This window comes from Streptomyces sp. NBC_00122, assembly GCF_045160845.1.
Lineage (GTDB): Bacteria > Actinomycetota > Actinomycetes > Streptomycetales > Streptomycetaceae > Streptomyces.
On the sequence record NZ_CP108191.1, the window covers coordinates 874,356 to 893,135 of the forward strand.

Below are 18,780 nucleotides of genomic sequence, written 5' to 3' on the forward strand. Positions count from 1 at the left end.
TCGCACCGGCAGCACCCTTCACCTGCCGTCCGTCGCCACGCCCCCGTCCCCACGGGGTGTGGCAAAGGCGGATGTCCCGGCCCGGGCCGCTCTCCCGGACCTGGGGCGCCGCTCAGCGCCCCAGCATCGCGCCCACGGACGACGCCTGCGCCGCCACCTGCTCGAAGCCTCCGAAGAGGAAGAGCAGGAGAGCGGCCAGGGGGAGCACCATCGCCGCGGCCACCAGCGGGTGGCGCGTACCGGACTCATGGCCGTTGAACGCGAATGCCTTGCGTCCCTGCCGTGCGATGTCCGCCATGGTCCTCTCCCTGTCGTCTGGCAGCGGCGGGCTTGTGACCTCGGGGGACGAGTGCGCCACCCGCCGCTTGTCTTCAACACTAGGCACACGGAAGGCTCCTGGCCTCATGCCCTCGTACCCATTGCCGGGCCTCCAGGAGGATGACGGGGTCACCCCCGTGTACTCCCCTGGGTGGAGACCGGTTCCCCGGCCTCGGGGTCTTCCCGGAGGGGGTCACCAGAGCGTAGTGACTTCGCTCACTGCCGTCACTCCCTGTTCATGCGTGTACGACGACGAGGAGCGGCGAAGATCGACTCGCGGGCGGTCGGCGGACGGCCGCCCCCGGCCGGGGCGGAGAGGGCGCCGGACTCCCAATCCCCTTATCCGAAAGGGCGTTTGGCCCGGCCGACCCGCTCCCCGCCCGAGCCGGGCCCTGTCCCTGATGCTCCCTCAAGTGTGCTGTGCAGCACTGACAACCGAATCCCCCGGCGAGGGCGCGGCCTCTGAGCGCACATGCCGGATGGTCCGTAAGCTGTGCCACGTCAACAGGACGACCGGGCAGCGGGGTAGACATGGCGATGATGCGGCTCCGGCGCGAGGACCCGCGTGTCGTCGGCTCGTTCAGGCTGCACCGACGGCTCGGGGCCGGCGGTATGGGCGTGGTCTACCTGGGGTCCGACCGGCGCGGGCAGCGCGTCGCGCTCAAGGTCATCCGGCCGGATCTGGCCGAGGACCAGGAGTTCCGCTCCCGGTTCGCCCGCGAGGTGTCCGCCGCCCGGCGGATCCGCGGCGGGTGCACCGCCCGCCTGGTGGCCGCGGACCTGGAGGCCGAGCGGCCCTGGTTCGCCACCCAGTACGTCCCCGGGCCCTCCCTGCACGACAAGGTGGCCGAGGAAGGCCCCCTGACGGCCGCGCAGATCGCCGCCATCGGCGCCGCGCTCTCCGAGGGGCTGGTCGCCGTGCACGAGGCGGGAGTCGTCCACCGGGACCTCAAGCCCTCGAACATCCTGCTCTCCCCCAAGGGCCCCCGGATCATCGACTTCGGGATCGCCTGGGCCACCGGGGCCAGCACCCTCACCCACGTCGGGACGGCCGTCGGCTCCCCCGGTTTCCTCGCGCCCGAACAGGTGCGCGGCGCCGCCGTCACCCCGGCCACCGACGTCTTCGCCCTCGGCGCCACCCTCGCCTACGCGGCGACGGCGGACTCGCCCTTCGGGCACGGCAGTTCCGAGGTCATGCTGTACCGCGTGGTGCACGAGGAGCCGCACCTCGTCGGGGTTCCGGACGCGCTCGCCCCCCTCGTACGGGCCTGCCTGGCCAAGGATCCCGAGGAGCGGCCCAGCACGCTCCAGCTTTCGATGCGGCTCAAGGAGATCGCGTCGCGCGAGGCGCAGGGCCTGTCCGACGGGCGCCCGCCGGCGCAGCGCGCCCGTGCGGAGCAGCCCACCGGCCGGCTTCCCGAGGAGTACGCGGAGCGCACGGAGCGTCGTACGGGCGGCAGCACCACGCCCCGGGCCCAGGGTGAGCCGCAGAGCGGACCGCACTCGCGGCCCTCGTCCTCCCGCAACCCGCGGGGTGCGGCGGGCCCGTCCTCCCGGCCGACCGCGGGGCGTACGGGCGGCCGCCCGGCCCCCCGTACGACGGGGGCGGGGCGGCGCCCTTCACGGCCGGACCCGAAGCTGATGCGGCAGCGGCTGATCGTGTTCGTCGTGGTGACGCTGATCGTGGCCCTGGGCATCGCCGCCGCCCAGAAGCTCTGATCCGCTACGGGGCTTCGCGGCCCTGGGCCACGGCGTAGAAGGCGACCGCGGCCGCGGCGCCCACGTTCAGCGAGTCCACGCCGTGCGCCATGGGGATGCGCACCCATTCGTCGGCGGCGACCAGTGCCTGCGTGGACAGGCCGTCCCCTTCGGCGCCGAGCATCAGCGCCACCCGCTCCAGGGACTGGGGCGCGGCCACGTCGATCGGCGAGGCCTTCTGGTGCGGGGTCAGCGCGAGCAGCTTGAAGCCGGCCTCGCGGACCGAGTCCAGGCTCTTGGGCCAGGCTTCCAGACGGGCGTAGGGGACGGAGAAGACCGCGCCCATGGAGACCTTCACCGAGCGGCGGTAGAGCGGGTCCGCGCAGTCGGGCGACAGCAGCACCGCGTCCATGCCGAGGGCCGCGGCGCTGCGGAAGATGGCCCCGATGTTGGTGTGGTCGTTGACCGCTTCCATGACGACCACGCGGCGTGTGGTGGCGAGCAGGTCCTCGGCCGTGGGCAGCGGCTTGCGCTGCATGGAGGCGAGGGCGCCGCGGTGCACGTGGTAGCCGGTGACGCGTTCGGCGAGCTCCGGACTGACGGCGTAGACCGGGGCGGGGAGTTCGTCGATCACGTCGCGCATGACGTCGACCCATTTCGCCGAGAGCAGCATCGAGCGCATCTCGTACCCGGCGTCCTTGGCCCGTCTGATGACCTTCTCGCCCTCGGCGATGAAGAGCCCTTCCGCGGGCTCGCGCCTGCGCCGCAGTTCGACGTCGGTCAGGCCCGTGTAGTCGCGCAGGCGCGGGTCGTCGGGGTCCTCGACGGTGATGAGATCAGCCACAGGGTGATACTGCCTTGTCCGGGGTGTGGTGCCAACGGCCTGTCAGGCGCTGGTGGTGGGGAGGGCCGGGGTGCCGACGCGGACGACCTCTCCGATGACGATGACCGCGGGTGGGCGGACCTGCTGCTCGCGGACGGTCTCGCCGACCGTGGCGAGGGTCGCGTCCACCCGGCGCTGGGTGGCGGTGGTGCCTTCCTGGACCACCGCGACGGGGGTGTCGGCGGAGCGGCCGTGGCGCACGAGCGCCTCGGCGATCAGGCCGATCTTGTCGACGCCCATGAGGATCACCAGGGTGCCGGTGAGCTTGGCGAGGGAGGCCCAGTCCACGAGCGAACGCGGATCGTCGGGGCCGACGTGGCCGCTGACCACGGTGAACTCGTGGGCCACGCCCCGGTGGGTGACCGGGATGCCGACGGCGCCGGGCACCGAGATGGAGCTGGAGATGCCGGGAACGACGGTGCAGGGGATGCCGGCCTCGGCGAGGGCCTGGAGCTCCTCCATGCCGCGGCCGAAGACGTACGGGTCGCCGCCCTTGAGCCGGACCACGGCCTTGCCGGCCTTGGCGTGCTCGATCAGGGCGTTGTTGATGGCCTCCTGGGCCATGTACCGGCCGTACGGGATCTTCGCGGCGTCGATGACCTCGACGTGCGGGGGGAGCTCGTCGAGCAGGTCGCGGGGGCCGAGCCGGTCGGCGATGACGACATCGGCCTCGGCGAGGAGGCGGCGGCCGCGCACGGTGATGAGGTCGGGGTCGCCGGGGCCGCCGCCGACGAGGGAGACGCCGGGGGTCGACTTGTGCCGGTGGCCGGGGGCGGCGAGGGTGCCGTCGCGCAGGCCCTCGACGACGGCGTCACGGACGGCGGCGGAGCGGCGGGGGTCGTTGCCCGTCAGCACGGCGACGGTGACGCCCTCGATGCGGCCGGTGGCCGGGGTCCAGGCGGTGGCGGCGGAGGCGTCGTCGGCCCGCACGCACCAGACGCGCTCGCGCTCGGCCTCGGCGGAGGCGCGCTCGTTGGCCTCGCGGTTCTGGGTGGCGATGAGGGTGTACCAGGCGCCGGCGAGGTCGCCGTCCTCGTAGCGGCGGCGCTCCCAGCGGATCTCGCCGGTCTCGGCCATGGCGTCCACGGAGGGGGTGGCCGACGGCGAGACGAGCAGGACGTCGGCGCCGGCCGCGATCAGCGCGGGGAGGCGGCGCTGGGCGACCTGTCCGCCGCCGATGACGACGACGCGGCGGCCGGCCAGACGGAGTCCTACGGGGTAGGCGGGGTGTTCGGCCATGGCGGTGCGGCTCCTGAGGGCGGCGGTTCTCTGCGTGCCGCTGCGGCGCTGGAGCGGCGGTGTACTGACGTGCGGTTATGTACTAGCGGGTCCACCATACGGCCCGGGCCGTATGGTGGCGCGGGGCAGTCCCCGCGGGGCTCTCCCTGCCCGCCCCTTCCCGGACCGGGGCTCCGACCCGGACCCCGCTCCTCGAACGCCGGAGGGGCCGGCATTCGGCCCCGCAGGGCCGTTGCCGGGGGCGGAGCCCCGGCAACGGCCGCGCGGGCTACTTCTCGGTGACTCCGGCGGAGTCGAACGTGGCGACCTCGTGCATCGCGCGGGCCGCGCTCTGGACCAGAGGGAGGGCCAGGAGCGCGCCCGTGCCCTCGCCGAGGCGGAGGTCCAGGTCGACCAGGGGACGCAGGCCGAGCTTGTTCAGGGCCGCCACGTGGCCCGGCTCCGCGCTGCGGTGGCCCGCGATGCACGCCGACAGGGATTCGGGGGCGATGGCGCGGGCCACCAGGGCGGCCGCGCCGGCGCTGACGCCGTCCAGGATGACCGGCGTGCGCAGGGAGGCACCGCCGAGGAGGAGACCGACGATCGCCGCGTGCTCCAGGCCGCCGATGGCCGCGAGGACGCCGACCGGGTCCGCCGGATCCGGCTGGTGGAGTTCCAGGGCGCGGCGTACGACCTCGACCTTGCGAGCATGGGTCTCGTCGTTGATGCCCGTGCCGCGGCCGGTGACCTCCGCCGGGTCCACCCCGGTGAAGACCGAGATCAGCGCGGCGGACACCGTGGTGTTCGCGATGCCCATCTCGCCGGTGAGCAGGGCTTTGTTGCCCGCCGCGACCAGGTCGCGGGCGGTCTCGATGCCCACCTCGATCGCCGCGACCGCTTCCTCGCGGGTCATCGCGGGGCCGACGGACAGGTCGGCCGTGCCCGGGCGGACCTTGCGGGGCAGCAGGCCGGGGGTGGCGGGCAGGTCGCCCGCGACGCCGACGTCGATCACGCACACCTCGGCGCCGACCTGGTTGGCGAAGGCGTTGCAGACCGCTCCGCCGCCCAGGAAGTTGGCCACCATCTGGGTGGTGACCTCCTGCGGCCACGGGGTGACGCCCTGGGCGTGCACGCCGTGGTCACCGGCGAAGATCGCGACGGCGGCGGGCTCGGGGATCGGCGGCGGGCAGACCCGGGAGAGGCCGCTGAGCTGGGCCGAGATGATTTCGAGCATGCCCAGGGCCCCGGCGGGCTTGGTCATGCGCTTCTGCCGCTCCCACGCCTCGCCGAGCGCCTTCGCGTCGAGCGGGCGGATGCTGGCGACCGTCTCCGAGAGCAGGTCGTGCGGCTCCTCGCCGGGCAGCGCGCGGCGCCCGTACGTCTCCTCGTGGACGACCCACGAGAGCGGCCGGCGCTTCGACCAGCCGGCCTGGGCCAGCTCGGGCTCGTCCGGGAACTCGTCGACGTAGCCCACGCACAGGTACGCGACGACCTCCAGGTGCTCCGGCAGGCCGAGCTCGCGGACCATCTCGCGCTCGTCGAAGAAGCTGACCCAGCCGACGCCGAGGCCTTCGGCGCGCGCGGCGAGCCAGAGGTTCTCGACGGCGAGGGCCGAGGAGTACGGGGCCATCTGCGGCTGGGTGTGCCTGCCGAGGGTGTGGCGGCCGCCGCGGGTGGGGTCGGCGGTGACGACGATGTTCACCGGGGTGTCGAGGATGGCCTCGATCTTGAGTTCCTTGAACTGCTTCGCCCGGGCCTTGGGCAGGGAGTTCGCGTAGGCCTCGCGCTGGCGCTGGGCGAGCTCGTGCATCGTCTGGCGCGTCTCGGCGGAGCGGATGACGACGAAGTCCCAGGGCTGGGAGTGTCCGACGCTGGGCGCGGTGTGGGCCGCCTCCAGGACGCGCAGGAGCACCTCGTGCGGGATCGGGTCGGTGCGGAAACCCTTGCGGATGTCACGGCGTTCGCGCATGACGCGCAGGACGGCCTCGCGTTCGGCGTCGTCGTAGGCGGGAGCGGCCTCGCCCGCGGCGGGCTCGGCCGGGACGGCGGCGACGGGCTCGGGCTGCGGCTCCGCCTCGGCGGCGACCGGCTCGGTCTCGGCCGGTACGGACTCCGGCGCCGGCTCCGGCTCCGGCTGCTGCTCCGGCTGCTGCTCCGGCTGCTGCTCCGGCTGCTGCTCCGGCTGCTGCTCCGGCTGCTGTACCTGCTCCGCCTGAACGGGCTCGGCGGCGGCCGGCTCGGGCGCGGGCTCGGCGGGAACGGGTCCGGCGGGTACGGGCTCGGCCTCGACGACCGGCTCGACCGCTGCGGGAGCGGCCTGCTCGGGTACGGGCTGCGGCTCGGGCTCCACGACGGGCTCCGGCTGCGGCTGGGCCTCCACGACGGGCTCGGGCTCCGGCGCCTGGGCCACCGTTTCGGCGGGGGCGGGCACAGCCTCCGGCTGCGGCTGCGGCTCGGGCTGGGGCTGCGGCTCGGGCTGGGGCTGGGGCTCCGCAGCGATGGCCTCGACCGCCACGGGGGCCGGTACGGGCTCCGGCTCGGCGGCGGCCTCGACGGCGACCGGCTCCGGCTGCGGCTCGGGGGCGGCCTCGGCGACCGGCTCCGGGGCGGGCACGGGCTCGGGCGCGGCCTCGGGAGCCGCAGCTGCCGGGGCGGCCTCCGCCACCGGCTCGGGGGCGAACACCGGTGCCGGGGCGGGCTCCGGCGTCCACGGCACGCCGGCCTGCGGGGGGATCTCGCCGAGCTGCGGCGCGGGGGCGGCGACGGCCTCCGTGCGCGGGACGTCAAGGTACTCGGGGCCCGTGGTCGGCGGCCCCGCCTGGTGGACCGGAACGGCCGCCGCGACGGGAGCGGCCGGAGCGGGCGCCGCTGCCGGACCGCGGTCCGCGAGGGACCGTACGACTCCGCCGTTGGCCTCGGGCATCGGCGGGCCCATGTGCAGCGGGCGCCGGACCGGCGCGGCCTGGGCGACGGCCGGGGCGGGGGCCGCGGGCTGGGGGAACCCCCGGACGGAGTCCGACGGAGGCACGACGAGTCCACCGAGGTCGAGCGCGCCGGAATCACGGCCGCCCGTCTCGTGGGCGTCGGCGCCGTAGGAGGGGTACTCGGGGTACGCGGCGGGCTCCGCGTACGCAACCGGCGCCTCGGGGTACGAAGGCTCGGCGCCGTACGGCGCGTCGGCGTACGGTGCGGGCTCGGCCGACGGGTTCTCGACCGGGAAGGCGGGGACCTGCGGGACGACCTGCGGGTCGCTCCACGCACCCTGGCCGCTCGGCATGAGCAGCAGTTCCTCGTCCTCGGGCTCGGCCGGGTCGTCCACGAGGTCCTGGAAGGCGTAGCCCGGGGGAAGCGGCGGCGGGAGCTGGACCGGAGCGGGAATGCCCTGCTGATCCACCATGCCCGCATTGTCCGGGTGACCCTCGCCCGGGACCTGGCCGGTGTCAGTCATGCGTACCCCTCGCCCATCGGTGTTGCCTCTTCGATCGCCCGGTCGCCCACAAGGCCGCCGCGCGGAGTTGCCGTGCGGGGTCGCCGTGCGGCACCAGCGCCTCACGTGCACCTGCGCGACAACCACTAAGCATTGTCGCGCCCGTTAGCCACCGCGGCGGCCATAACCGCCACGGTCCACTGTGGACTGCGCCACGTCGCGCGTCATCCAGTGCCGTGATGCCCGAATCGTCCTGGGCAGTACGACGATCGGCCAGCCTACCCCGGCTCTCGCCTCAGCGGGTCACGGGGCGTTCCGCTGCCAGGAGGAACACGACGGAACGCTCCTGTTCAGCCCAGGTGCGGGTGTCCAGGCCGACGGACTGGAGCAGCGCGCACTCCACCTCGTAACCGTGTTCGGTGAGTGTGCGGCCGATGGCCTCCGCCTCGTCGCGCGTGGAGGCGTGGCTGACGATCCGTTCGGGGCGGCGGTCGGCGACGGCCGCGACGACCTGGGCTCCCCCGCCGCCGACGCGTACGACGTCGGGTTCGGGCAGGTTCTCCAGTACGTGGGGGGCGCGCCCGGCGACGACCTGGAGCTGAACGCCCCGCTTGCGGGCGGCGGCAGTTACGCGTTCGCAGGCGCCCGGGTCGGCGTCCACGGCGATGACGGCGGCGCCGAGCGCGGCGGCGTCCACGGCGACGCCGCCGGAGCCGGCGCCGATGTCCCAGACGAGGTCGCCGGTACGGGGGCCGAGCCGGGCGAGCTGGGCGGCGCGCAGCTGGGCGGACTCCCCTTCTCCCGTGTCGGCCTGGGGCCTGGCCCAGCCGCGCCCGGCGGACTGGAACTGGGCCGGGCTCTGGCCGAGCAGCCAGGCCGGTTCGGCGGCCAGGGCCTGTCCGCCGCCGCCGATGACGATGACGACGTTCGGGTCGCGCCAGGTGTGGTCCGCGGCCCGGTCGGAGGTGAGGACGCTCACCTGCTCCTTGTCGGTACCGAGTTCCTCGCAGATGACGAAGGTGCGGTGGACTCCGTCGAGGAGCAGCGCGAGTTCGGCGGGGCCGGCGCCGGGCGAGGTGAGGACGGCGACCTTGCCGTGGGCGCGGATGACGTTGACGGCGCGGCGCAGGGTGCGGGGGTGGGCGACGACGACCTGGGCGTCGTCCCAGGGCATGCCGGCCCGGGCGAAGGCGGCGGCGACGGAGGAGACGGCCGGGACGACCTCGACCTCCAGGCCGTGCTCGGGAGCGCGCAGGGTGCGTACGACGCCGAAGAAGCCGGGGTCTCCGTCGGCGAAGACGACCGCGGTGCCGCGGTGGCCCGCGATGCGGCGGGCGGCGAGTCCGAGGCTGCCCAGGCGGATGCGTTCGGCCGCGGGCGGGACCTCGGGGAGGGCGAGGTGGTGGGCCGCGCCGGCCACGAGGGTGGCGGCGGAGAGCGCGGACCGGGCGGCCGCGGTCAGGGGCGAGCCGTCCCAGCCGATCACCGTGACCCGGTCGGCCATCGTCGTCAGTCTCCTGGAGTGGGGGAAGGCGCAGTTTTGTCGGGTTCGGGCACGGTGAGACTACCTGGTCATCGGTTCATTTCCAGTCGGCGCCGACGCGGTGGCCGGTCGCGTCGGCCTGCTGTCCGTAGGCGGTGTCCGCGGTGTAGGCGTCGTATCCCTCGCGGTAGTCACCGTAGTCGGCGTAGTCGCCGTACCCCTCCGCGTCGTCGAGGTCCTCGGGGACCAGGCTCCAGACGATGAGGTCGGTGCGGCTGTCGGTCCAGTCGCCGTCGGCCGTCTGCGTGCGCACTATCCACGCGTTGCGCAGGACGCCCTCGCTGATGCAGCCGATCTTCTGGGCCACCTGCTGGGAGGCGGTGTTGTCGGCGGGGGTGCGCAGTTCTAGGCGTTCGAAGCCCTGCTCGCGGAAGAGCCATTGGGCGACGGCGAGTACGGACTCGCTGGCGTAGCCCTCGCCGCGGGCCCAGGGGGCGGTGACGTAGCCGACCTCGGTGGAGCGGGTGCGCCAGTTGGTGCTCTGGAGGTGGATGACGCCGACGAGGCGGTGGGTGAGGAACTCGGTGACGGCGAGGACGAGGCCGCGGCCCTCGGTGCGTTCGGCGTGGGACTGCCGGGTGGCCCAGCCGTGCGCGTCGGCCTGGGTGTAGGGGTGCGGGACGGTCGTCCAGGCGGTGACGTTCTCGTCGTTCATCATTTCGGTGAGTGCGGTGACGTCCTCTTCCTCGAAGGGGCGCAGCACCAGCCGGTCCGTGCTGATGGTGACGTCCGGGAAGGTGGTAGTCATGCGCAGCTCCATGCCTGAGACCGTGGTGCGGGACCGTTTGTGCGGGTCGTAGGCCACAGCATGCAGCATCGACCGGGGGATGTGCAGGGCCGGGTTGCCCGTGAGCGGGCAGCGTTCGGCCCCGCGCGCCGACAGGGGCGTGCGGGGCCGAGATGCCTGACCGGAAGGTGTGGCCGGATCCGGCCGGTGGCTCAGGAGGCCGGGGCGCCGAAGGCCGCGACGACCGAGCCCTGGTACTTCTCCTCGATGAACTTCTTGACCTCGTCGGAGTTCAGGAGCTTGGCGAGCTTCTGGATCCGCGGGTCGTTCTGGTTGCCGTCCTTGACCGCGAGGAAGTTGGCGTACGGGTTGCCCTCGGCCTTCTCCAGGATCAGCGCGTCCTTGGCGGGCGACAGGTTGGCCTCGAGCGCGTAGTTGCCGTTGATGACGGCGGCGTCCACGTCGTTCAGGGCGCGCGGGACCGTGGCGGCCTCCAGCTCCTTGAACTCCAGGCCCTTCTTGTCGGTGATGTCGGACAGCTTGGCGCTGGTGCCGACACCCTCCTTGAGGGTGATCAGGTTGTTCGCGGCGAGCAGCTGGAGCGCGCGGCCCTCGTTGGTGGTGTCGTTGGGGACGGCGACGGTCTGGCCGGCCTTGATGTCGCCGATGGCCTTGGCCTTCTTGGAGTAGAGGCCGAGGGGCTCCAGGTGAACGTTGACGACGGGCACGATGGTCGTCTTGTTCTTCTTGTTGAAGTCGTCGAGGTACGGCTTGTGCTGGAAGTAGTTGCCGTCGACCTGGCCCTGCTGGGTGGCGGTGTTCGGCAGGACGTAGTCCGTGAACTCCTTGACCTCCAGCTTGAGGCCTTCCTTGGCGGCGAGGTTGTCCTTGACGAAGTTCAGGATGTCGGCGTGCGGGCTCGGGGAGGCCGCTATGACCAGGGGCTTGTTCTCGTCGGTCTTGCCGCCGTCGGCCTTGGTGGAGGACGGGTCCGAGGAGCTGCCGCAGGCGGTGAGGCCGAGGGCGAGCGCGGTGGCGGTGGCGGCGAGGGCGGTGAGCTTGACGTTCTTACGCACGAAGAGTGCCTTTCTTGCATTTACCGGGTGGTGGCCCAAGCACGACAAGTGCGGGCTTTCTTGAGGGGGGGGAGGTCTGGTGGGCCCGAGGGCTGTTCAGGCTGTCCTGCCGCGGCGGGCCAGGAGGCGGACCGCACCGTCGCCGAGGAGCTGGATCACCGTGACGATGGCGACCAGGACGACGACGGTGGCGACCATGAAGCCGGTCTCGAAGCGCTGGAAGCCGTAGGTGATGGCCTTGGATCCGAGGCCTTCGCCGCCGACCGCGCCGGCCATGGCGGAGTAGCCGACCAGGGTGATGACGGTGGTGGTGACTCCGGCGACGAGGGACGGCAGGGCCTGCGGGAGGAGCACCTTGCCGACGAGGGTGGGGATGCCGCCGCCCATGGACTCGACGGCCTCGATCAGGCCGTGGTCCACCTCGCGGACGGCGGTCTCGACGAGCCGGGCGAAGAAGGGGACGGCGCCGATGGCGAGCGGGACGATCATGGCGGTGGGGCCGATGAAGGTGCCCACGACCGCGGTGGTGACCGGGATCAGGAAGATGAGCAGGATGATGAACGGCAGCGAGCGGCCTATGTTCACGATCACGCCCAGGACCTTGTTGAGCGGCCGGTTCTGGAGGAGGCCGCCCTTGTCGGTGAGGACCAGCAGGATGCCGATGGGCAGTCCGCCCAGGACGGTCACCAGGGTCGACCACAGCACCATGTAGAGGGTGTCGTACGTGCCCTGGGTGAGCAGGGGCTGCATCTCGGACCAGGTCACTTGGCACCATCCTTGACCAGTGCGGCCAGTTCGTTCTCGATCGTGTCGGCGGCGTCCTCTTCCTCGACGACGTCCACCTGGAGGCCCTGCTCGCGCAGGAAGCCGACGGGCACGACGTTGTCCTCGTAGCGGCCCGGCAGTTCGATGCGCATGCGGCCGATCTGGCGGCCCGCGACGGTGTCCATCGCGGCGCCGAGGATCGAGATGTCGATGTTGTACGTGCGCGAGAGCTGCGAGATGACCGGCTGGGCGGCGGCGTCACCGTGGAAGGTGACGTCGACGACGGTGCGGTCGGGGCCGGTGGCGGCGCCGGTGACGGGGAAGAGTTCACCGGCGAGCTCGGAGCCGGGGGTGGCGAGCAGTTGGGCGACGGTGCCGGACTCGACGATCCGGCCTCGCTTCATCAGGGCGGCCGAGTCGCAGACGGACTTGACCACGTCCATCTCGTGCGTGATGAGCAGAACGGTGAGGCCGAGCTGCTGGTTGAGGTCGCGCAGCAGCTGGAGGATGGAGCGGGTGGTCTCGGGGTCCAGCGCGCTGGTGGCCTCGTCGGAGAGCAGCACCTTGGGGTCGCCGGCCAGGGCGCGGGCGATGCCGACGCGCTGCTTCTGACCGCCGGAGAGCTGGGTGGGGTAGGCCTTGGCCTTGTCGGCGAGGCCGACCAGGTCGAGGAGTTCCAGGGCCTTGCGGGAGCGCTCGCGGCCGGAGACGCCGAGGATCTCCAGGGGCAGCTCGATGTTGCCCTGGACGGTGCGCGAGGACAGCAGGTTGAAATGCTGGAAGACCATGCCGATACGGCTGCGGGCCTCGCGGAGCTCCTTGCCGGCGCGGCGGCCGCGGCCCGCCAGCGCGGTGAGGTCGACCCCGTCGACGCTCACGGTGCCGGTGGTGGGGCGCTCCAGCAGGTTCACGCAGCGGATCAGGGAGGACTTGCCGGCGCCGCTCTGGCCGATGACTCCGTAGACCTCGCCCTCGCGGACGTGGAGGTCCACGCCGTCCAGGGCGGTGACCTCGCGGCCACGGGACTGGTAGACCTTCGTGAGGCCCGATGTGGTGATCACAGGAATTCCGTCGCTGTCGAGTGCACGGCAAAGCGGTGCCGGGCACGGGGCAAAGATCTGGGGACGCGATACGGGTCGAAACCGGATGATTCAGCGGTCTCGGCGCGGCGCGGGGCAGGAGCGGTCCAAGGCGGTTGGACAGGCTCGGCCGGTCTCGCTTCGGGGCGCGAGGCGTGCGGAAGGGGCCCTCAGAAGGCGCGCATTCGACACATACAACGAGCACCGGGCGTCATCGTCGCCTCGGTCGCAAGGGTGCGGCAGCTCGTCGTGGTCATGGGCCCAAGTAAAGCAGACATGTCGCTTCACCGATCAACGCTGTCCGGATAGCGGACGGAATTCGCCCGCATACCGGACGGCAGCGGTCGGCCCGGCCGCCCCTCCCGAGGGCCGGATCACCGTGCCGACCTGCACGGACGCGTCCGGCAGCTCCCGTAGGGTCACGTCCGCGCCGAGTGCGGCGCAGGTGTGCACTGTGGTCAAGACCACGACGGTCGCGTACGGCCGTCGCGGCGAGCGGGGAGGGTGCGCGCATCGGGTCTTTCGGCCCGTAATACCCTCGCTGCATGCTCGACGCCCTGACGGTCGCCATAGGCGTGGCCGCACTCGCCCTCGCCGCCTGGTGCGGCCACGCCGCATGGCGGGACCAGCCGACCAAGGACTGGCACTTCATCGGCATGGCCGTGGTGACCGTGCTGGTCCTGGCCCAGCTGGTGATCGGCCTGGTCATGCTGGCCCGGGGCGAGAAGCCCGACGAGGGCACGGTGATCTTCGTGGCCTACCTGGTGGGCGCCTTCGCGGCGGTACCGGCCGCCGGGATGCTCTCGCTGACCGAGCGGACCAAGTGGGGCTCGGTGACGGTGGCCGCGGGCGCGGTCGTCCTCGCCGTCCTCGAAGTACGGCTCTACGACATCTGGGGAACCGCCGGTGCCTGACACGACGACCGCCATGCCCGCCGGACGCAAGCGGCTCGTCTCCGGGCCGGGGCTGCTCCTGGTGTGGCTGTACGGGGTGATGGTGGTGGGCGCGGTCTCGCGATCGGCCTACCAGATCTCCACCGAGTTCGACCGGGCGCCGCTGGCGTACTCGCTGTCCGCCGTGGCGGCGCTGGTCTACGCGTTCATCACGTACTCGCTGGTGCGCGGCGGGGAGGCGGCCCGCAGGGCGGCGCTCTGGTGCTGCGCCGCCGAGCTGGCCGGCGTCCTGACGGTGGGCACCTGGACCCTGGTGCGCCCCGATGCCTTCCCCGACGCGACCGTGTGGTCGGACTTCGGGATGGGCTACCTGTTCATCCCGGTGATCCTGCCGATCACCGGGATGCTCTGGCTGCGCAAGAAGGGCTGAAGGCCGAGGAGGGTCAGGCGCTGACCGCGAAGTCGGTGTCCTTGGCTTCCTTCTCCAGGATCACCAGCCGCACGCCGTCGGAGGCCGTGCGGCCGCCGACCTGGGTGTAGCCGGCCTTGCGGTAGAGCCGCAGGTTGGACTCGCTCTTGTGCCCGGTGTGCAGGCGGAAGCGGGTGGTGGCGGTGTCGCCCGCGAGTGCCTCCTCGACCGCGCGCAGCAGGCGCGCGCCGAGACCGTGGCCCTGCAGCCGGGGGTGCACGCACAGCTTGGCGATCTTCCCGGTGCCGTCCTCGTCGACGCTGCCGCGCACGGTGCCGACGACCTCGTCGCCGAGCCGGGCCACCAGCACGGTGTCCGTCGCCAGTTCACCCTTGAGGGAGTCCAGGGACTGGGTGAGCGGCTGGATGAGGTAGTTGCCGTAGAGCTCGGCCTCCCGCTGGAAGGCCAGGTACTGCAGCTTGAAGATCTGCTCAGCGTCCTCGGCAGCCGCCGCCGAAATGGTCACGCTCATGCCCATGTGCGCATGCCTCCCGCTCACCTGGTTGCCCGTTGGTCTACCGCTCCCTTCCCCAAAGGCCAGGAGCCGCAACCTCTGCAGCCAGCATTCTGCGCAGACATCCCAGGCAACGGGAACGGACGGGCCCCAAACTTCCTTGTGAGATACCCAACTCTCCTGCGATTTCACGGTAAGTGAGGTCCCTGGGCGAAAGAAGTGCCTTCATCAGCTCCGGGCAGCGTCCGGGCAATCGGGCGACCGCCGACCGGAGGGCCCGGTTCGCCTCACCGTGCAGGAGCGCGTCCTCCGGTTCGCCGGCCCCGTCCGCGGGGGTCGCGCCGTACGGGATCTCGCGCCGGGCGCGCCGCCGGGCGAGCCGGGCCTCGGCGCGCACCGCCCGGCGCAGCCAGCGCGCGCGGCCGTCGGGGTCCGGGTCGCGGGGGCCGCTCTCCAGCAGCCTGACCCAGACGGCTTGTTCCAGGTCGGCCGCGTCTTCTCCGGTGCCCGGGGCCTCCGCGGCGGCCTCCGCGGAGAGCAGCGGGCCGAGCTTCTCAAAGAGGTCAGCCTTCAGCAGGTCCATGCCGGGCGGGACGAGTGGGCCGGGCCCGGCGGTTTCCCCGCCGGGCCCGGCCCACTCGTTCGGGAAGGTCCGTTCAGCGGTTGACGGGGCGTCGGCCCGGGCGGAAGGCTTCCGCCGCGAGCAGCCCGGTGTCCGGGTTGTCCGTGAAGATGCCGTCGATGCCCTGTTCGAAGTACGTCCGGAAGGCGCCGAAGGCGTCCCCGTACGCGGCCGGATCCGTGCCCTTGCGGAAGTCGGCCGGCAGGAAGCTGTTCTCGTTGCGCGCGGTGTAGGGGTGCAGCACGAGCCCGTGGGCGTGGGCGTCCTTGACCAGGGTGGTCGGGGCACCGAGCTTGCCGGCCGCGTCGCGCGGGAGGATCAGGTCCATGGTCGGGCCGATGCCCTGGGCGAAGCCCGCGATCCAGCGCAGCCCCTCGGGCTTGACCAGGTCCGCGACCGTACGCGGGTCCTTGGCCTGTTCGAAGTCCCAGGGGCGGGTGCCCGCGGCGGAGAGCAGGACCACGCGGGGCGCCGAGACCAGCCGGGAGAGCCGCTGGATGCTGGAGGGCTCGAAGGACTGGAGGAACACGGCCGAATCGCGGCGGTCGCGGCCGTAGCGGCGCAGCAGTGTGGCGAGGGGCTCCTCCAGGCCGAGGCCCAGTGCCCGGAAGTAGCTGGGGTGCTTGGTCTCCACGTGCAGCCAGACCTGCCGGTCGCGCCGGCGGCTCTCCCGGTTGGCCCAGCGCAGGACCTCCTCGAAGGTGGGCACCGCCCACTGGCCGTCGTAGAGCGTGTTGCGCTGGCGGACGGCGGGGATACGTTCCTTCGCGCGCAGGGTCTTGAGCTCGGCGAGGGTGAAGTCCTCGGTGAACCAGCCGGTGACGGAAACGCCGTCCACGGACTTGGTGGTGCGCCGGGAGGCGAACTCGGGGTGGTCGGCGACGTCGGTGGTGCCGCCGATCTCGTTCTCGTGGCGGCACACCAGGTGCCCGTCCCGGGTCGGGACCAGGTCCTGCTCGATGACATCGGCGCCCAGGTCGAGGGCGAGCTGGTAGGAGCCGAGCGTGTGCTCCGGCCGGTAGCCGCTGGCCCCGCGGTGGCCGATCACCGTGGGGTAGGGGAGGTCCCGGTAGCCCCCGTCGCCGTGGCCGGCCTCCGAGGCCGCGGCGGTGCCCGCCGCCAGCCCGGTGATCCCGGTTCCGGCCGCCAGGACCGCGGCCCCCAGGACCGTGCGCCGCGCTGCCCCACCCTGTGTCATGACTGCCACTCCCCGTTACGAAAAGGCCCGGATCTGCGTGGCGATCGTAGGCAAAAGGGGATGTCGGCAGGGCCAGCGCGCAGGGAACATGGCGCAAACACAGGTCAACACTGCGTATCCATCTCGTGAACCCGATGTGCGATCAGAGCTGACCCGCGAGTATCGTCCTCACCTGCACTACCGCTCTGTGGTGGGTGCGAGAACCGCTTTTCGATGCCGGAGGGCCCACGTTGTTCCGTACGCGCCTCATCAAAGCCACTGTCGGACCGGTCATGCGCCTGATGTTCCGCACCCGTGTGGAGGGCATCGAGAACATTCCGGGCACCGGACCGGTGATTTTGGCGGGCAACCACCTCACCTTCATCGACTCCATGATCCTTCCGCTGGTGTGCGACCGCACGGTCCACTTCATCGGCAAGGACGAGTACGTGACGGGGAAGGGCATCAAGGGCCGCGCGATGGCCTGGTTCTTCACGGGCTCCGGCATGATCCCCGTCGACCGCGACGGGGCCAACGGCGGGGTCGCGGCCCTGATGACCGGGCGCCGGATCCTCGAAGAGGGCAAGATCTTCGGCATCTACCCGGAGGGCACCCGCTCCCCCGACGGCCGCCTCTACCGCGGCCGCACCGGCATCGCCCGGCTGACCCTGATGACCGGCGCCCCCGTGGTCCCGTTCGCGGTGATCGGCACCGACAAGCTCCAGCCCGGCGGCGCCGGGATGCCGCGCCCGGGCCGGGTCACCGTCCGCTTCGGCGAGCCGATGGAGTTCTCCCGCTACGAGGGCATGGACCGCGACCGGTACGTGCTGCGCGCGGTCACCGACTCGGTGATGGCCGAGGTCATGCGCCTCTCGGGCCAGGAGTACGTGGACATGTACGCCACCAAGGCCAAGGCTGCCTGAAGCCGTTTCACTGGCGCTGGAGTGACCGGCTGACGCCCGCCGCCGTCGTGGTGGCGAGGACCCAGCCGGTCACGATCAGCAGGTACGACAGCCACTGGTACCAGCCACTCGGCGCGAAGGCCGACTCCTGCCCGAAGCCGATGATCGGCAGCATCAGGTCGATCGTGTAGAAGACGGCGTTGAAGTCGGGCGCCTCCCCCGCCTTCAGCGGCCGGGGCGCGTGCAGCCCGTAGGCGATCGAGCCGACGAGCACGAGCGCCAGCAGCCAGCCGGCCGCGCGCAGCGGCCGGAAGCCGTAGCCGACCGTGACGTCCTGGAGCAGCCCCCAGACCCTGGCGTGCCGGGGCAGGGTGCGGCGGTGCCGGCGCAGCTTGGCGAGCTGCACGGTCCGGGCGGCCGCCTCGTCGCCGGCCGTACGGTAGGCCGCCGCGAGCTGCTCGTAGGCGTACCCGAGGTAGCCCGACTCCTCGCGCTCCAGGACGGGCAGCCGCTGCTCGGCGGGCAGGTGCGGGGCCAGGGTGCGGTAGCTGAGGCCGTCGATGCGGATCTGCGCGGGCCAGGTGTCGGGCGCTATGTGCAGCAGGTCGAACTGCGAGCGGCGCAGGCTCACGACGCCCTGGATGGTGTCGCAGGAGCTCAGCCACACCTCGCCGATCGCGCAGCTGGACGCGCGCAGGGCGACCCCGTCGGGGTTGGTGAACGCGGCGCGCCCGAGGTAGAGCTGGCCCGGAATGCGGGATCCCGTCAGGTTGAACGTGCCACGGGCCTCCAGCCGGTGACCCCGCACGTCGGTGCCGACGGTCAGGTTCTCGGCGTGCAGTGCGATGCCGCCGGGGGCCAGCAGGCGGGCGTCGTTGAGGTTGATCTGGCCGCCGACCGTGGTGCCGTTGATGCGGGTCTGGCCATGGACGGTGAGCTCCATGGCGATGACGTCGGTGCCGATGTCGGCGTGGCTGACCTGGAGCGGGGGCTCCTGGTCCGCCTCGCCGGTGCCGGAGCTCCCGATGACGGCCCTTCGGAGGAAGAGGCCTCCGGCTATCCGGGCTCCCGCGAGCCGGACCGGTCCGGTGATCCGGCAGCAGGACAGCCGCAGCGCGACGTCGACGCGGACGGTCGCGCCGCTCAGTCCGGGCAGCGTCGAGTCGTTCAGGGTCAGGGCGCGCAGCTGGGCCCCGTAGACGTTGGGTTTGCGCTCGAACCAGCACGCGCGCAGCCGGATCGGGTGCTCGACGACGGCGTACATGAGGTCGAGCTTGCCGGTGATCCTGGCGCCCCGGACGTTGAGTCCGGCGACCTGCCCCTCGGCCCGGTGCCGGCCCAGCAGCAGGGCGGTGAGCACCTCGGCGCGTACGGTCCGCTCGGGCCCCCATCCGGCACCGGCGGCGCCGTTCTCCTCCGGGTCGTCCCGGAAATCGACGCGCTCACCGCGCGGGAAGGCGTCCCATACGCGGCGTTCGGCCGGGGTCAGATCGTTGATCTCCATCGCCGGGATGGTGTCCCGGGGTCCG

The 18,780-nt window shown here is 72.4% G+C and carries 17 protein-coding genes; 4 read left to right on the forward strand and 13 right to left on the reverse strand.

Annotated features, from left to right (window positions below; genetic code table 11):
- Window positions 1–112: 112 nt before the first annotated feature.
- Window positions 113–322, reverse strand: coding sequence for a hypothetical protein (locus OG737_RS04175; RefSeq protein ID WP_388564509.1), 210 nt, complete (start codon window positions 320–322; stop codon window positions 113–115).
- Between the two features lie 527 nt (window positions 323–849).
- Between OG737_RS04175 and OG737_RS04180 the strand changes: the two genes are divergently transcribed.
- Window positions 850–2,037: a serine/threonine-protein kinase gene (locus tag OG737_RS04180; protein ID WP_405921196.1), complete on the forward strand. Its 1,188-nt coding sequence runs from the start codon at window positions 850–852 to the stop codon at window positions 2,035–2,037.
- Between the two features lie 4 nt (window positions 2,038–2,041).
- Here OG737_RS04180 and OG737_RS04185 read toward each other — a convergent pair whose 3' ends face one another.
- From OG737_RS04185 to OG737_RS04220, 8 genes are all read right to left on the reverse strand, one after another.
- A complete protein-coding gene (locus OG737_RS04185) occupies window positions 2,042–2,860 on the reverse strand; it encodes an RNA methyltransferase (RefSeq protein ID WP_328924774.1) in 819 nt (272 codons plus the stop codon).
- A gap of 42 nt (window positions 2,861–2,902) precedes the next feature.
- Window positions 2,903–4,138: a uroporphyrinogen-III C-methyltransferase gene (gene cobA / locus OG737_RS04190; protein WP_405921197.1), complete on the reverse strand. Its 1,236-nt coding sequence runs from the start codon at window positions 4,136–4,138 to the stop codon at window positions 2,903–2,905.
- A 268-nt stretch (window positions 4,139–4,406) separates the two neighbouring features.
- Window positions 4,407–7,565: a nicotinate-nucleotide--dimethylbenzimidazole phosphoribosyltransferase gene (cobT, locus tag OG737_RS04195; RefSeq protein ID WP_405921198.1), complete on the reverse strand. Its 3,159-nt coding sequence runs from the start codon at window positions 7,563–7,565 to the stop codon at window positions 4,407–4,409.
- A gap of 274 nt (window positions 7,566–7,839) precedes the next feature.
- Window positions 7,840–9,048: a precorrin-6y C5,15-methyltransferase (decarboxylating) subunit CbiE gene (gene cbiE / locus OG737_RS04200; protein ID WP_328924777.1), complete on the reverse strand. Its 1,209-nt coding sequence runs from the start codon at window positions 9,046–9,048 to the stop codon at window positions 7,840–7,842.
- A 76-nt stretch (window positions 9,049–9,124) separates the two neighbouring features.
- Complete coding sequence (locus tag OG737_RS04205; protein ID WP_405921199.1) at window positions 9,125–9,835, reverse strand: GNAT family N-acetyltransferase; 711 nt, start codon at window positions 9,833–9,835, stop codon at window positions 9,125–9,127.
- A gap of 191 nt (window positions 9,836–10,026) precedes the next feature.
- Window positions 10,027–10,890, reverse strand: coding sequence for a MetQ/NlpA family ABC transporter substrate-binding protein (locus OG737_RS04210; protein ID WP_405921200.1), 864 nt, complete (start codon window positions 10,888–10,890; stop codon window positions 10,027–10,029).
- A gap of 96 nt (window positions 10,891–10,986) precedes the next feature.
- Window positions 10,987–11,655, reverse strand: coding sequence for a methionine ABC transporter permease (locus OG737_RS04215; RefSeq protein WP_328924780.1), 669 nt, complete (start codon window positions 11,653–11,655; stop codon window positions 10,987–10,989).
- Window positions 11,652–12,716 carry an ATP-binding cassette domain-containing protein gene (locus tag OG737_RS04220; protein ID WP_328924781.1) on the reverse strand — a complete coding sequence of 355 codons (1,065 nt, stop codon included), beginning with the start codon at window positions 12,714–12,716 and terminating at the stop codon, window positions 11,652–11,654. The genes OG737_RS04215 and OG737_RS04220 overlap by 4 nt, the downstream gene beginning before the upstream one ends.
- Window positions 12,717–13,279: 563 nt before the next feature.
- Here OG737_RS04220 and OG737_RS04225 point away from each other — a divergent pair.
- Together OG737_RS04225 and OG737_RS04230 are read left to right on the forward strand one after the other, a co-directional pair.
- Window positions 13,280–13,648 (forward strand): hypothetical protein, encoded by a 369-nt coding sequence (locus OG737_RS04225; RefSeq protein ID WP_328924782.1) that lies wholly within the window; start codon window positions 13,280–13,282, stop codon window positions 13,646–13,648.
- Between the two features lie 13 nt (window positions 13,649–13,661).
- A complete protein-coding gene (locus tag OG737_RS04230) occupies window positions 13,662–14,057 on the forward strand; it encodes a hypothetical protein (RefSeq protein ID WP_328930202.1) in 396 nt (131 codons plus the stop codon).
- Between the two features lie 13 nt (window positions 14,058–14,070).
- Here OG737_RS04230 and OG737_RS04235 read toward each other — a convergent pair whose 3' ends face one another.
- The 3 genes from OG737_RS04235 to OG737_RS04245 form a co-directional block, all read right to left on the reverse strand.
- A complete protein-coding gene (locus OG737_RS04235; RefSeq protein ID WP_328924783.1) occupies window positions 14,071–14,574 on the reverse strand; it encodes a GNAT family N-acetyltransferase in 504 nt (167 codons plus the stop codon).
- Window positions 14,575–14,611: 37 nt separating this feature from the next.
- Window positions 14,612–15,133 carry a sigma-70 family RNA polymerase sigma factor gene (locus tag OG737_RS04240; protein WP_328924784.1) on the reverse strand — a complete coding sequence of 174 codons (522 nt, stop codon included), beginning with the start codon at window positions 15,131–15,133 and terminating at the stop codon, window positions 14,612–14,614.
- Between the two features lie 73 nt (window positions 15,134–15,206).
- Window positions 15,207–16,370, reverse strand: a complete 1,164-nt coding sequence (locus OG737_RS04245) for a glycerophosphodiester phosphodiesterase (RefSeq protein WP_405680235.1) — start codon at window positions 16,368–16,370, stop codon at window positions 15,207–15,209.
- A gap of 272 nt (window positions 16,371–16,642) precedes the next feature.
- Between OG737_RS04245 and OG737_RS04250 the strand changes: the two genes are divergently transcribed.
- Window positions 16,643–17,272 carry a lysophospholipid acyltransferase family protein gene (locus tag OG737_RS04250; RefSeq protein WP_328924786.1) on the forward strand — a complete coding sequence of 210 codons (630 nt, stop codon included), beginning with the start codon at window positions 16,643–16,645 and terminating at the stop codon, window positions 17,270–17,272.
- A 7-nt stretch (window positions 17,273–17,279) separates the two neighbouring features.
- Here the strand turns inward: OG737_RS04250 and OG737_RS04255 are convergent, their stop codons facing one another.
- Complete coding sequence (locus tag OG737_RS04255; RefSeq protein ID WP_328924787.1) at window positions 17,280–18,755, reverse strand: membrane-associated oxidoreductase; 1,476 nt, start codon at window positions 18,753–18,755, stop codon at window positions 17,280–17,282.
- Window positions 18,756–18,780: the final 25 nt, after the last annotated feature.